General features: G+C 53.7%; 8 protein-coding genes. 7 read left to right on the top strand and 1 reads right to left on the bottom strand.

What is annotated here, in order from left to right; genetic code table 11:
* Positions 1 to 81 precede the first annotated feature (81 nt).
* Positions 82 to 2,262, top strand: a complete 2,181-nt coding sequence (locus BK816_RS08005; protein ID WP_236842323.1) for a beta-galactosidase — start codon at positions 82 to 84, stop codon at positions 2,260 to 2,262.
* A gap of 61 nt (positions 2,263 to 2,323) precedes the next feature.
* Here the strand turns inward: BK816_RS08005 and BK816_RS08000 are convergent, their stop codons facing one another.
* Entirely contained in the window at positions 2,324 to 2,530 is a 207-nt protein-coding gene (locus BK816_RS08000; protein ID WP_071164698.1) for a hypothetical protein, read from the bottom strand.
* Between the two features lie 337 nt (positions 2,531 to 2,867).
* Here BK816_RS08000 and BK816_RS07995 point away from each other — a divergent pair, with 337 nt between their 5' ends.
* The 6 genes from BK816_RS07995 (at position 2,868) to BK816_RS07970 (ending at position 13,721) form a co-directional block, all read left to right on the top strand.
* Entirely contained in the window at positions 2,868 to 5,249 is a 2,382-nt protein-coding gene (locus BK816_RS07995; protein ID WP_071164697.1) for a glycogen/starch/alpha-glucan phosphorylase, read from the top strand.
* 104 nt (positions 5,250 to 5,353) lie between these two features.
* Positions 5,354 to 6,784: a hypothetical protein gene (locus BK816_RS07990; protein WP_071164696.1), complete on the top strand. Its 1,431-nt coding sequence runs from the start codon at positions 5,354 to 5,356 to the stop codon at positions 6,782 to 6,784.
* Between the two features lie 107 nt (positions 6,785 to 6,891).
* Positions 6,892 to 8,079, top strand: coding sequence for a hypothetical protein (locus BK816_RS07985; protein ID WP_071164695.1), 1,188 nt, complete (start codon positions 6,892 to 6,894; stop codon positions 8,077 to 8,079).
* Positions 8,080 to 8,097: 18 nt separating this feature from the next.
* The gene (locus tag BK816_RS07980) at positions 8,098 to 9,378 is read left to right on the top strand and encodes a hypothetical protein (protein WP_071164694.1); all 1,281 of its coding nucleotides are present in this window, start codon (positions 8,098 to 8,100) and stop codon (positions 9,376 to 9,378) included.
* Positions 9,371 to 9,877 carry a 2-C-methyl-D-erythritol 2,4-cyclodiphosphate synthase gene (ispF, locus tag BK816_RS07975; RefSeq protein ID WP_418214806.1) on the top strand — a complete coding sequence of 169 codons (507 nt, stop codon included), beginning with the start codon at positions 9,371 to 9,373 and terminating at the stop codon, positions 9,875 to 9,877. Before BK816_RS07980 ends, ispF begins: the two co-directional genes overlap by 8 nt.
* A gap of 148 nt (positions 9,878 to 10,025) precedes the next feature.
* Positions 10,026 to 13,721, top strand: coding sequence for an ICP22 family protein (locus BK816_RS07970; protein ID WP_071164693.1), 3,696 nt, complete (start codon positions 10,026 to 10,028; stop codon positions 13,719 to 13,721).
* Positions 13,722 to 13,826: the final 105 nt, after the last annotated feature.

The raw sequence follows: 13,826 nt of genomic DNA, 5'->3' as shown, positions 1-13,826 counted from the left end.
ATTTTTGTGAGGTGATGGCGGTTAAAAACTGTGGGATTTCGGCAGTCGACTAACCCGCGTCGATCTGGGAGAATAGAGGGTATGACCAATGATGCGACAAAACGTGATAGCGCGGTACTTTTCCGCGAAGTAATGGATGGGGAAGTGGCCTACGGTGGCGACTACAACCCAGAACAGTGGGATGCTGAAACGGTTGCTGAAGACCTGCGCTTAATGGCGCAAGCAAAAGTCAATCTGGTAACTCCCGCAGTCTTCGCGTGGACCAATCTGGAACCGGAAGAAGGCCAGTACGATTTTGACTGGTTGGAAGAGGTCCTTGATAAGTTGCACCAAACTGGAGTCAAAGTGGACTTGGCTACCGGCACGGCTTCTCCACCTGCCTGGATGGCCCAAAAGTACCCAGAAACTTTGCCCGTAAATGAGCATGGCGTTCGCCTTGGTTTTGGTTCTCGTCAGCAGTACTGCCCAAATTCGCCCAAGTTTAAAGAGCGAGCCCGGGCACTAGCAAAGGCTATGGCGGAGCGTTTCGCTTCCCACCCGGCAGTGCGCATGTGGCACATTTCCAACGAGTATGGCTGCCACATTTCCGCCTGCTACTGTGATAACTGCCTGACTGCATTCCGTGGCTGGTTGCAAGACAAATACGGTCAGATTGATGCTTTGAATCAAGCTTGGGGAACCAATTTCTGGTCGCAGGCTTACCGCAGCTTTGACCAGGTCGGTTTGCCCGCCTCCTTGCCCACTTTCCATAACCCCGGACAAATGCTTGATTGGCGTCGCTTCTGTGACTTCAGTTTGCGCCAGTTAATGTTGGCCGAGGCCGAAGAACTCCGGGCGGTCACTCCTCGTTTGCCGCTAACCACCAACTTTATGGCCTTGTTCCCAGCTCTTGATTACTGGGAGTGGGCCAAGCACCTCGACATCATTTCAGACGATTCCTACCCAGAGCCGGCATCGAGAGCATCTGCCGCCCAGGTGGCTTTTGAAGGCGACTTGATGCGTAGCTTGGGCCGAGGCCGTTTCCTCCTGATGGAGCAGGCGCCCGCAGGTGTGCAGTGGCGTCTCGTGAACTCGCCCAAACGCCCAGGGGTGCACCCATTGTGGTCGCTCTCTCGGATTGCGCACGGAGCCGACGGGATCTGCCAGTTCCAGTGGCGTCAATCCTTGGGCGGAGCTGAAACCTTCCACTCGGGCATGGTGCCGCACGCCGGCGAAAATTCACGCATTTTCAAGGAAACAGTCCACTTGGGTGAAATGCTTGCCAAGTTGGCTCCCGCTTTGACAGATACTTGCGAAACCAAGGTGGCTATTGTCCTCGATTGGGAGAGCGAATGGGCTCGCCTTTCGGCTATTGGGCCACGCCAGTATGTTTTCGGTGATTCCATTCGCGCTTGGCACCGTACTTTCTTCGAGGCTGGCTATCAGGTTGATTTTGTTCCCGCCGATGTGGCACACGATCTGTCCGGCTACCAGCTACTGGTTTTGCCGCAGCTTTTCGCGGTTAGTGACCAGTACGCGGCTCACCTCAAGCAATTGGCCGAGGCCGGATTGCATATTCTGGTGGCTTCTCCTTCGGGCACAGTCAACGAGCATTTGCAGGCCAGCCTAGGCTCGGCTGCGGGCCCGCTCACCGACCTGACTGGTGTGCGCGTGGTTGAGCACTGGACCGGCAGTGAAGCCCTATTGCGCGATCGGCTCTACGCCGACCCGCACCCGCTAGTCGATCGCATTACTTCAGTTATCAACGCCCCCGGTGAAACCGAAACTGTTGATTTGGATGTCGAGGTCGGTTCCCCACTGGCTAGAGCCCTAGAACAATTCGGGAAACCAGCTCCAGCTTTGCGAGGAACCGTTTGGGCAGAACTAGCCGAACTAGCTTCAGGAGTCGACGAAGCTGACGTACAGGTCCTCGCCACCTATCTACCAAGTGGGGTGGCCAGTGATCTTGCCGGACAATTCGCCATTACCAGTCGAAAGCTAGGCGAAGGCGTTGTCACCTACCTGGGGGTGGACCTAGATCCAGTCGGTCGCGCCGCCCTCGGCAAGTACTTGTGTGCCAAGGCCCGATTGCAACCCACTTGGGCCGACGCTCCAGCAGGGGTAGAGGCGGTTCGTCGTGGCAGCTACTTGTTCTTGCTAAACCACACGGACCAGGCGAAAGAACTTGCTGGCATCAACGGGCAAGAACTGCTTTCCGACGCGGAAGTGACCGGACACCTAGTGCTAGCTCCACGCTCGGTAGCTGTGGTGGCGCAAAACTAGCAATCTCTTCTTTAATCGGGTGGCTCGGGTGAGAACCTGAGCCGCCCTATTTTGCTTTGGTCTATTCGAGATGATTCAGATTAACGGTGTCGACCGCAAAAACGCCCTCAATTTTTCGAAGTTCGGATTCGAGTTCTTTAAAGGAACTCAGACCTTCAAAATGCATGACAACACGCATGCCTTTGCCATCTTCGGTTTCGATTGCACTAGAGCTATTTACACTGGCAGTAAAACCAAGAGCGCTGGCTCGAACCAGAATATTTCTCATTACCCCTTGGCCTGAAAGATATTCGATAATGGTGCTATCATTATGGCCGCGCTCTGGTACTCGATTGCTAAGGGGCCCCACAATGAAAACAAGTACGTAGTGTGAAAAGTCTGCGTTTGCTCATAATCGGGGTCCGTAGAACAGGGACATTAACCGAGACAAAGGGCTAAAGACCTAGAAAGGCATTAGGTTTAACAGCCGGTTTTCGCACTCGGTTAAGCAACAGTTGTGCAAAACAAAACATTTAAGCCAGAAATTGTTGCTTATTGGCGCAAAAAAATCTGAAAACCGTTAATCTGTACGGTGGACTATTTTCTACTACGCCACAGGAGTTTCAATGGCAGCCGAAAATCTGACTGAACTAATCGGTCCCTTCGTGAAGAGCGAATCTGGCCGTACCCTCAAGGACTCAACTTTGCGGGAATTCTGGGCCGGCCTTTCAGCCGCCGTCATGAGCAAGATTGCTGACGACTGGGACGCCACCCGCACCGCCTACGCCGCCGGGCGTCAAGAGCACTACCTCTCCGCCGAATTCCTCGAAGGACGAGCCCTGCTCAACAACCTCAACAACCTCGGTTTGGTGGAAGAAGCAGAAGCTGCTGTCAAGCAGTACGGCCTCGAACTATCCGACGTGCTCGAAGAAGAACCAGATGCCGCCCTCGGTAATGGTGGCTTGGGCCGCCTAGCTGCTTGCTTCCTAGACTCCTGCGCCACCCTTGATTACCCAGTCACCGGTTACGGCATCCTCTACCGTTACGGCCTGTTCAAGCAGACCTTTGAAAATGGCTTCCAGAGCGAACACCCAGACGCTTGGATGGAAGAAGGCTACCCCTTCGTTATCCGTCGCGAAGAAGAACAGCGTCGCGTGCGCTTCGCCGACATGGAAGTACGTGCCGTCCCTTACGACATGCCAATCACCGGCTACGGCACCAACAACGTTGGCACCCTCCGCTTGTGGAAGAGTGAACCACTCGAAGAATTCGACTACGATGCCTTCAACTCCCAGCGCTTCACCGACGCCATCGTTGAACGCGAACGCGTCATGGACCTCTGCCGTGTGCTCTACCCGAACGACACCACCTTCGAAGGTAAGGTGCTTCGCGTCCGCCAGCAGTACTTCTTCACTTCCGCCTCGTTGCAGGAAATGATCGCCAACTACCTTGAGCAGCACGGTGAAGACCTCACCGACTTCGCCAAGTACAACTGCATCCAGCTCAACGACACCCACCCAGTGCTCGCCATCCCAGAACTCATGCGTATTCTCCTCGACGAACACGGCATGACCTGGGAAGACGCCTGGGAAATCGTCACCAAGACCTTCGCCTACACCAACCACACCGTGTTGGCTGAAGCCTTGGAAACCTGGCAGGTCTCCATCTTCGAAAAGCTCTTCCCACGCGTCCTCGAAATCGTTTACGAAATCGACCGTCGCTTCCGTGAAGACCTCCGCGAACGCGGCATCGACGAAGGCAAGATCAACTACCTAGCACCCGTCTCCGACGGCCTCGTCCACATGGCCTGGATCGCCTGCTACGCTTCCTTCTCGATCAACGGTGTTGCCGCCTTGCACACCGAAATCCTCAAGCGTGAAACCCTCCACGACTGGTACGAAATCTGGCCAGAGCGTTTCAACAACAAGACCAACGGCGTCACCCCACGTCGCTGGCTCAACCAGTGCAACCCACGCCTAGCCGCCCTCCTGACCGAACTTTCCGGTTCGGACGCCTGGGTTTCCGACCTCGACAAGCTGGCAGACCTCGAAAAGTTTGCTGACGATGAGAAGGTTCTCGGCTGGGTCACCGAAATCAAGGACGCCAACAAGGCAGATTTCGCCAAGTGGATCAAGGCCCGCCAAGGCGTCGACGTTGACCCCACCTCCGTCTTCGACGTCCAAATCAAGCGCCTACACGAGTACAAGCGTCAGTTGATGAACGCCATCTACATTATCGACCTGTACTACCGCATCAAGGAAAACCCAGAGGGCAACTGGCCAAAGCGCACCTTCATCTTCGGTGCCAAGTCCGCCCCAGGTTACGTTCGCGCCAAGGCCATTATTAAGTTGATTAACGAGGTCGCCCGCCTAGTCGACAACGACCCGGTAGTCTCCAAGTTCATCACCGTTGTGTTCGTCGAAAACTACAACGTTTCCCCAGCCGAACACATCATCCCAGCCGCCGACGTCTCCGAGCAGATCTCCACCGCTGGTAAGGAAGCCTCCGGCACCTCGAACATGAAGTTCATGATGAACGGCGCCCTCACCCTCGGCACCCTCGACGGAGCCAACGTCGAAATTCTCGACGCCGTCGGTGACGACAACGCCTACATCTTCGGTGCCAAGGAAGAAGAACTCCCGGCACTTCGCGAAAGCTACAACCCACGCGAAGCCTACGAGACCGTCCCAGGCCTCAAGCGCGCCCTCGACGCCTTCGTCAACGGCACCCTCGACGACAACAACACCGGCATGTTCCACGACCTGTTGTCCTCACTGCTCGACGGCACCAACTGGGGCGAACCAGCAGACGTCTACTTCGTCCTCGCTGACTTCCCGTCCTACCGCGAAACCCGCGACCGCATGGCCGCTGACTACGCTGACCGTCAAGCCTGGGCCCGCAAGTGCTGGATCAACATCTGCCGCTCCGGCCGCTTCTCTTCCGACCGCACCATCAACGACTACGCTCGCGAAGTGTGGAAGCTAGAAGCCACCCCAATCAAAAAGTGAAGCCCAGCTAACTAGCTAGGATTCACCCCAACAGTTAACCCGCCAACCGCTTTTATGGTTGGCGGGTTAACTGTCTTTAAAGTCTCTTTGCTATCCTAGAAAACATGTTTAGACGGAAAACAACCCACACCCCAAACCCAGACGGGTTCCAATGGGCTGACCGCCAAACCCCCTCCAAACGAGCCAACTGGTGGCGACGTCTAAACAAAAAATGGGTCGTGTTCCTCTCTGCTGTGCTCATCGCCTACCTGGTGCTTTCCGGCACTGCCGAATCATGGATCTACCAAGCGGGACGCACTTGGCACCACTGGTTCCCCGGCAACAGTCAACCAGCCGAAAGTCTTGCGAAACAAAGACAAGAAACCGGGATCTCACCCACCCCGCTCAACGTCAGCCCCATCCTGTTCACCCCACAAGCAGACGAACTCACCAAAGAAGCAGCCCTCGCCAAAGGACAAGCCATCTTCACCGCCCTCGGCCAGCAAGACTGGGAAACCCTAAAGACCCAATTCGGTCCCAACCAAGCCGCCTTTGACATCTGGCAACAACTAGCCCAACCAGCAGACGCCGACCAGTTCCAGTGCGGGGAGGCAAAAATCAGCCAAGAGTGGGGGAGTCAAGGCAACCAAGACGAACATTTTAGCCAACTGCTCAGCACCCCAGACGGGCCCGGCAAACCAGCAACCAATGAAGTGACCGAGGGCGACGACCCCTTCGCCAGCGCCTACCCGCAGGTAGCCAAAGCCCGCCACCTAGCAGTCACCTGCCCGCTTAAGCACCCCACCGCGCAACAAACCGAATTCAAAATAATCATGGTGCAATCCGCTGATGGCTGGTGGCCAGTGCTGACCAACTTCGCCACTCGTGTCAACGTTTCGACCGAAGCAATCTACGGAGTCGGCAGCCAGATTCTAATCAATCAAAAAGCTATTGCCCTGCCAGCTAAAGACCAAGTCAAAAACTTTGACCATCAAGCCATCAGGGACGAGATTGAACGCAAACTCGACCTCGGCAAGCCAGCTAGCGACGAAGCCGACCCTCGGAAACGTCGCAACCCGCAAACCATTGAAACTGTGCAATATTTGCCCGCGGGAAACTACCAGATAGCACACCACTTTGACACCCAACTATTGGCCACCGAAAAGTCGCAAATGGTGATCAAACCAGAAAGCTACGTACAACGCGTTGTACTCGGACAAATCCTTGAAACCCCAGAACTTAGCACGGCCTTAAATCAGCTACTGGCTCGCAAAATTGCCCCTTGTCAAGAAGTTGAGCACCCTAAAGGCGCCTGCCCTGGGCTCTACCACGAGGCCAATTATGATCAGCCGATTATGCACTACGACCTGGCAGACTCGCGACTAGTTTCCGGTATTTCAATGCTGGCCAGTGGAAAAGCAAGTTTCAAAGTGCCGCACTACATTAGCTTCGAGCAAGATGGGCAGCGTCAAAAAGACCCTCGGCCACCAGTATTTGTTGAACTAACTCGGGTTACTTTCGGCAAAGATAGCCTCGATGCTCAAGTGGACTGGTAGCGGAGCAAAAGCCAAAGGCCAAACAGGGCCAGTCGACTTAAGGGGCACAAATCGGGCTAAAATAGGTTTCAAGTAGCCGAAATAGCCTAGGAGGATGAAGCTAGATCATGAAAGACGACTTCGTCGATTCTCCGCTATTTTGGATTTTGACTTCGGTTGTAACCGTAGTGGTAGTTGTTGGGGGAATCCTAGGATACGCCTGGTACGATCTGAGTCGACCAAAAGTTGACGAACGCAGAAGCGATCCCGCCTACTCAGAATTTTTTAACGAACAAGCACAGTCGCTAACCGAGGAACAAGCATTAAAGACAGCACAAGAAGTTTTTGCCTTGGCAAAAGCCGGTGAATGGCAGAAAGTTCAGGAAAAGAATCAGCTACTGCCAAACCTATATGACCTGCTAGTAAAAGACCCAGAAGCGAAAACTGTGCTCAAAAATGTTGTCTGTAAAGAGCCGCTAGAAATTGTACAAAGCCATTACGCCGACAAAATTGAGGGGAAAAGTTACCTCCAAAGAAACCAGATTTTGTTCGACCTCAGTAGGTTTAAAAGGTTGCCGATGGCAGAAGCTGAGTGCCAAGTGGAGAATAAACAAACCGGCAATACCGATTTATTTGTCATTACGCTTCTTCGTCATCAAAGCGGTTGGCTCCCAATCGGATTTACTGGGTTAATCGAACTTGATATGAAGTACTACGCCAACCTTCGCGGTAACTATCAAATGAAAGTCAAAACTGGCAACCAAACTTTTGACTTGAAAGTACCTAAGAAAGCAGACACTGGAAAGTATTCTTATGGGGAAAAAGTTTATTTAGCTGCTCCAAAAACATACAGTTTCAGTGGACGCTACAACGCTTTTACGACACCATTTGGACCAATTGAGGCCAAGTATCCCGATGAAGAATTAAAACTTTCTACGCAAGTTGATTTGACTGATATAAAGCCAAGTGAACAGTTTTATCAGCAGCTTGACGAAGTCGTTGCACAACATTACGCACCTTGTGAAGACATCACTCCGATTCCGATGTTTTGCACTAGAAGCTTAACTAGTGAGCAGCGCGCAAACTCGAGTCTGAAAGTTATCTGGAAAAAACCAAATTTGGACAAAAGACTGCCTCAACGAATGGGGATCGATTTAGATAACTTCCGTGATTTTATGGAAGGAGACCGCCTGAATTTGCCCATCAAACTGGCCATCACCAGCGATGGAAAAACCCGTGAGATCGAGGAGTGGCTCACTGTCAAACTGGATCCCTCAGAGAAAACTGAGCCAATGCTCAAAATAGTTGAAAAATAGGGTGGGTGACTAACTAACATGGCTTTTGGAAACGAATACGATGCTAGCGACTTTGACGTGACACGAGCAGCTGAAGAGACCGACCGGATCGGTGCTTACTCTAGGTCTGGGCAATCCTCCCCGGCAATGATGGTCGTGGCTGCCCTAGTCATTTTTGCGCTAGTCGTCGGGGGAGTGTTTTTAGTTCGTAAGACAACCTCTTCCTCCCCTAGCTATCCCCCTTCGAACCAGCTAAGGGCGAGTGTTGAGGAGCGCCAGAAGGTAGATGAAAGACGAGCAAAAAGAAAGCAACGGCTCAATCAGTTTTTGAGTAAAAAAGCCAAAGAGCAATCAGTTGAAGATGCTTACAATACTTCAAAAGAGATTGTTAAATATCTGCAAGAGGGCAACGTTGCCGAGTTGAAAAAACTGGCAGTGTTAGCACCAGAAATGTTTGCCGCAGTTGAGAATGATCCTCGGGCAATTGAGCGGATGAAAAAAGTTAAGTGTGCAGACTTACTTCCCAAACAATTCAAGAACTATAGTCCGCTAACCGGCGAAATGGGGCTGGGTTTCAGTAAGGTTCGCGCAGTGAAAGTAACTTGTAAACTTGCTGAGCCGATTGATTATCTCAAAGACTTCATGATCACTTTGATCCCTACTGATAAAGGTTGGAGTATCGCGAACCTGGGCCTCTTTGGCGTCGCTGAAATTGGGTACTACCCCAATATGCCAAAGCCGACTCTCACCCTGAAATCGGACGAGGGCGAAAAAGTAGTCCCGTTGCCAAAGAATACTTGGCAACAAGTGTTAATAGAGCAAGTCGTGCCGTTACTGCTCATGCCAGGTAAGTATCAAGTCCAGTTGGATTATGGCACTAAAGTTTTGACCCAGCCAAAGAAACAAGCTATCTCGATCGGGGCGGCATCTGACAGTGGAAAATATGTCTTCACAGACGTTTATGCCACCGACGAGTTTGAGAAAGCCTTTGGTGATCAGCTCAAAAAAGAGTTTGCCCAATGTGAAAATACGATTACCCCACCCAAGATTTGTCCCCTACCCGATCGCTTCGACCTCGTGAAAGAGCCCATTAACTACGGCTATTACCAGTTCAAAGCGCGAGGAGTGACTATTGCTTTCGATCGCGGCGACATTGTGGTGACCATGCCAGCAGCCATGGGCGATGAATCCCCTGAAGGGAATCCCGATGACGGGGTAGTTTTCATCGTTAAAGATTTTGAACTAACCGAGGACGGAGTCAGCTTCCAACTCTCCGAAGAATCCCCGTTCCCAAAGCAATCGAAGGAAGACGATGACTGAAAATAATAGCACCATGTCGCCATTACCGATTCCACGGATCGGCTTGGGCATTGATGTTCATGCTTTCGCCCCTGCCGGTTCGGATCGCCCCATGTGGCTAGCTGGTTTGCACTGGCCAAACGAGGTCGGTTTAGAAGGTCATTCTGATGCTGACGTGGCCGCGCACGCCATCTGCGATGCCCTTTTGGCTGCGGCTCAACTTGGCGACCTCGGCAGTAACTTTGGCACCTCCCGGCCAGAATGGGCAGGTGCCAGTGGCGAAGCACTATTGCGGGAAACTTGTCGTTTAGTGGCCGAGGCCGGGTACACCGTCGGTAACGTCTCCGTCCAGGTCATTGGGGTGCGCCCTCGGATCGGCCCACGCCGCGCGGAAGCCACCGCCCGACTGGAAGAAATCATTGGCGCCCCAGTTTCACTTTCGGCCACCACCACAGACGGCCTTGGCTTTACTGGCCGAGGAGAAGGCCTAGCTGCCTTGGCGAATGCCCTAGTTTACTGAACGACCTCGGTCAGCAAGAAAATCTAAAGAAACTAGTTGCCAAATACACAAAAGTAATCATTTTGTTATCAAATGTTATTGGTTTGGAAAAGTAATCTGACTATTGTTGAAAGAGTAGTCTGAAAGCCACTATCTGGAGCAATAACCGATGGCTGATAATAATAATGAAGAAATAACGCCCCAAAATGTTGGGGGCGAACCAAATATGGCCGGCCAGGCGCCGGTCCCACCACCAAACGGGCAACAGCCCACCACCCAAATTCCACCGGTAAACGGTAATCAAACCACTGTGATGCCACAGGTGCAGGCCGCGATGAATCAGAGCGCGGGAATGGTGGCAAACGACGTACAGCAGGTACGCGGCAAACTAGGCCCGTACTATGAAAAATCTTTGTTGCTAGGTCTGATTGCTTGGGGTGGCCTACAAGCTGTCAGCTTCCTTGCGGTAGTTTTGCCGTTGGTTGTTTTGACCCTAGTTAACGGGGCAGACGGTTTGACTTTCGGCACCGCAGTGAAGACGATCTTCTACTCGATGGCTGCCTTGTCGACTGCGGCAGCTGGCGGTTCCATGACCGTTTCACCGCAGCTTTCGGCCAAGTCCATGAGTGACATGGGGGCGGCAGCAGTGCTTAGCGGCATGAGCTTAAGCGTAACCTTGTTCTTCCTGCTCGGTACTGTCACGGTTGCCGTCTTGACTTGGCTTCTGGGGCGACGCTTTGAACGGGCGGTCCCTTCCCAGTCCAAAAAGGAATGGCTCCTCGGTTTGGGTGCTACCGGTCTTGTCTTTGCTTTGTTGCAGAGCATTTGGTCGGCCATCTGGCACTACACGCAGACGGTTGATTCTGACTTGAACTTCGGCCGATATTTTGGGGGCATGCTCCCGGGCGCTGGATCGGGCATCACCCTTTCCATGTTTTCGGTTTGGCTGTTCATTTCTGCTTTCTGCCTAGCCGCTTTCTTCACCATGTTGGGTCGTTCGAGCGCGATCAGCCGCCACTTCCCATTGTGGTCTCAAAAGTTCTGCCGGCTTTTCCCTTCATGGCGTGCCGCCTGGGTGACTGTAACTAGCCACGTCTCGGTTGTTTTCGTTTTCGGTTTCATTGCTTCGATGGCCGGCCTCATTTACGCTAATTGGCAGAACCTTTCTTTAGTTTTGATGCCTGGCCTCGACCTCGGTCTTTTGGCTGGTTTGTTGGCGATGGGCCAGCTGGTGGGGGTTTACATTCCGCCTAAGATCCCGTTGCCCGTGGAAGGGAACGCCTACTTTGGCAGCCAGAACCTCTTCACTTTGCCTTACTGGTGGATGGTCCTGATCGCGTTCCTCGTGTTGGTGATTGGCGTGCTTGTTGCCGCGATCGTTTGGGCCCGAGTACAGGTTCCCGCCAACGTTTCCGGCACCGATGACTGGTGGACTTTGCCCACGGTTTACGCCCTTGCCGGTTTGTTCCTAACCTTCGTGGTTTCTTTCCGAATCAAGTTCAACCTGGGTAATGGCTTGGCTGGGCTAGCCAAGATGGTTGGTTCGGTAGCCGACGTGGATTTGTTGAACCTCAGTGGGTCGGTTGGCCCCTCTGGCTTCACCTTCTTGACGATGGCCATCATGGGCGCTGTGGTTATGCTGCTGGGACGCTACGCCACTCCTTTGGCGAGCATCTTGCCTCCAGCTTTTGCCCAGAAGATTTCGACTTGGGCATTCTCCCCAACCTTGGCTTGGACTTTGAACGAGCCGATGGTAAGCGCACCTACTATGCCGGCCAACCCAGCCGCAATGGCTGCCAATGTGGGAACCACTGTGGCTGCCGCGGGAGCAAGCGTCGCCGGCGCCGTCGCCAATGCCGCTGGGGCAGCTGAAAACGCCCTCGCACAAAATGCGGCCCCACAGCCAAACGAGCCGGTGCCAGCTCCACCTGCCGCTAACCAGCAGTCGCAGGTACCGCAGCCACCCGAGCCAGCCCCAGTGCCGGTGCCAAACCCAGCCCCGGAAACTTCCGAGGACGATTTGACCGGCACCGGTGAAACTGCAGCGAACTTGACCGAGGACGAAAATTCGGTTCCATCCGATGGTCAAGAAGAAGTCTTGCCCGCCGATAACTCCGAGGGTCAGCCGGTTGTTGTTGAGGCTGATAAGCAGCCAGAAACTGCCACTGACGCTGACGCTGAGGTTGAAGCTGAGAGCATGCCTGAAGGTGAGTCCGGTGATGAGGCGAACCAAGATGCCGGCGAGCCTGCGGACGACAAAAACGCTGAAGATGTTTCTGCAAATGACGAGGCGCCAGCCGACGAGCCCGGTGATGAGTCCACAATCGACCACTCCGCTGACGAGTCTGCAAACAACGAGGCCCCAGCTGACGTGGAAGCAGGGGCAGGCAATGATAGCGACGAGGTCGCGAATGGGCTTGCCGAGGCAAATGATGACGACAAGCCAGAAACTGAAGGTGAGACCGATGGCTTTACTGGCGGTAGCGCCAATGAGACCGTAGTTTTGCCTCCAGTCGAGGCCGAGTCGACTATGCCTCCAGCACCGAAACCGCTTCCAGCCCAGCCTGCTAGCGTTCCTCCCGCCCCGGCGGTTTACGCTCCGGCCCCACCGGCAGCGCCCGCAGGTGCCGCCAGCTACATGGCACCGCCCTCGGCCGGTAACCAGGGAGCTAGCGCCTACCAGGCGAACCAGACTGCTTACCGCCCCGCAACCCCGGTTTACCAAACTCCTGGCAACCCGCAAGGTGCTGGCGCGTACCAGACTGCTCCGACTGCCACCCCGGCAAAGCCAATGGACCCGGCAACCAAGAAGAAGCTGACTCTTGGGTTGATCGGTGCTGCCATGTTCGTCTTGCTGATCGTGGTTGGCGTGGGTGCCTACTCGTATGTAGCAAAGAACGTTTACACCCCGAAGGCAGAAGTAGAACGCTACTTGCAGGACATTGTGGACGGTCGTGCCGAGGACGCCATGAGCGTTTTGCCGGCCCCAGAAGGTGCCATTGCTTCTCCGTTACTAACTGATGCCGAGTACGCCAAGGTTAAGGGCCGCCCTAGCCGCTTCAGCGTGGGTGAGGCCAGCAAGTTGGAGGATGGTACTACCCGGATTGATGCCACCTTGTTCTCTGGGGAAAAGAGCATGCCGGTTTCCTTCATTGCCGCGAAGGATGGCAGTCGTGCCTTGATCTTCAATAACTGGAAACTGATTAAGGGTTCCTTGTTGCAGGCAGTTTCGGCCACCCCGTTGAAGGATGGTCGAAGTGAAACTGACGAGGACGCAGGTCTGCCCAAGCCGGTCTACAAGATCAATGGGGTAGAAGTTGACCTAGTCCAGGCGAATAAGCCAGAACAGGCCGCCCTCGTCCTGCTTCCCGGTAACTACAAGGTTTCGGTCGAATCCAAGAGCCCCTACATTGACTACAAGCTCAATAATGATCGCGATACTTTCGTGGTTGAGCCACGGGAAATGAACTCGGCTGATGCGATCAACAACCAGGTGCCGCTGGTGGCGCAGATCAACATCAAGGCCACCTACAAGCCAGAACTGGCCAAGGTGGTTACCAACGCCATTAACAAGTACGTTACCGACAAGTGCTTGAAGGTTGATAAGGCTGAAAACAAGGCTTGTAACGCCGCCATTTGGGGTTCCCCGGTGGGCAAGGTGCACTGGACTTTGTTGGAGAAGCCAACTGCTGAACTAGAAGGCTACAACCGGGTGAATGTGCGCTTGAACGCCGCTTGGGACGAGAAGATGTTCTTCTCGGACAAGACCGAACCGCGCAAGAGCGAAGTCAACGGTTATGTTACTTTCGACCTCGATTGGGCGAAGGGCAAACCAAAGTTGACTATCCCATCTAAGAACAACTAGTCGAAAGTCTAGTTTCGGGCTTACTTTTGGTGGCCGTCAGTTAGCATGCTAGCTGGCGGCCACCGCTTTTATTTTCAGCTTTTGTGCCACCCCTAACGCTTTGTC

It is taken from the genome of Boudabousia tangfeifanii (assembly GCF_001856685.1).
Classification (GTDB): Bacteria; Actinomycetota; Actinomycetes; order Actinomycetales; family Actinomycetaceae; genus Boudabousia; species Boudabousia tangfeifanii.
The sequence above is the reverse complement of the archived record's forward strand: the minus strand, read 5'-3'. Positions and strand labels throughout refer to the sequence as shown.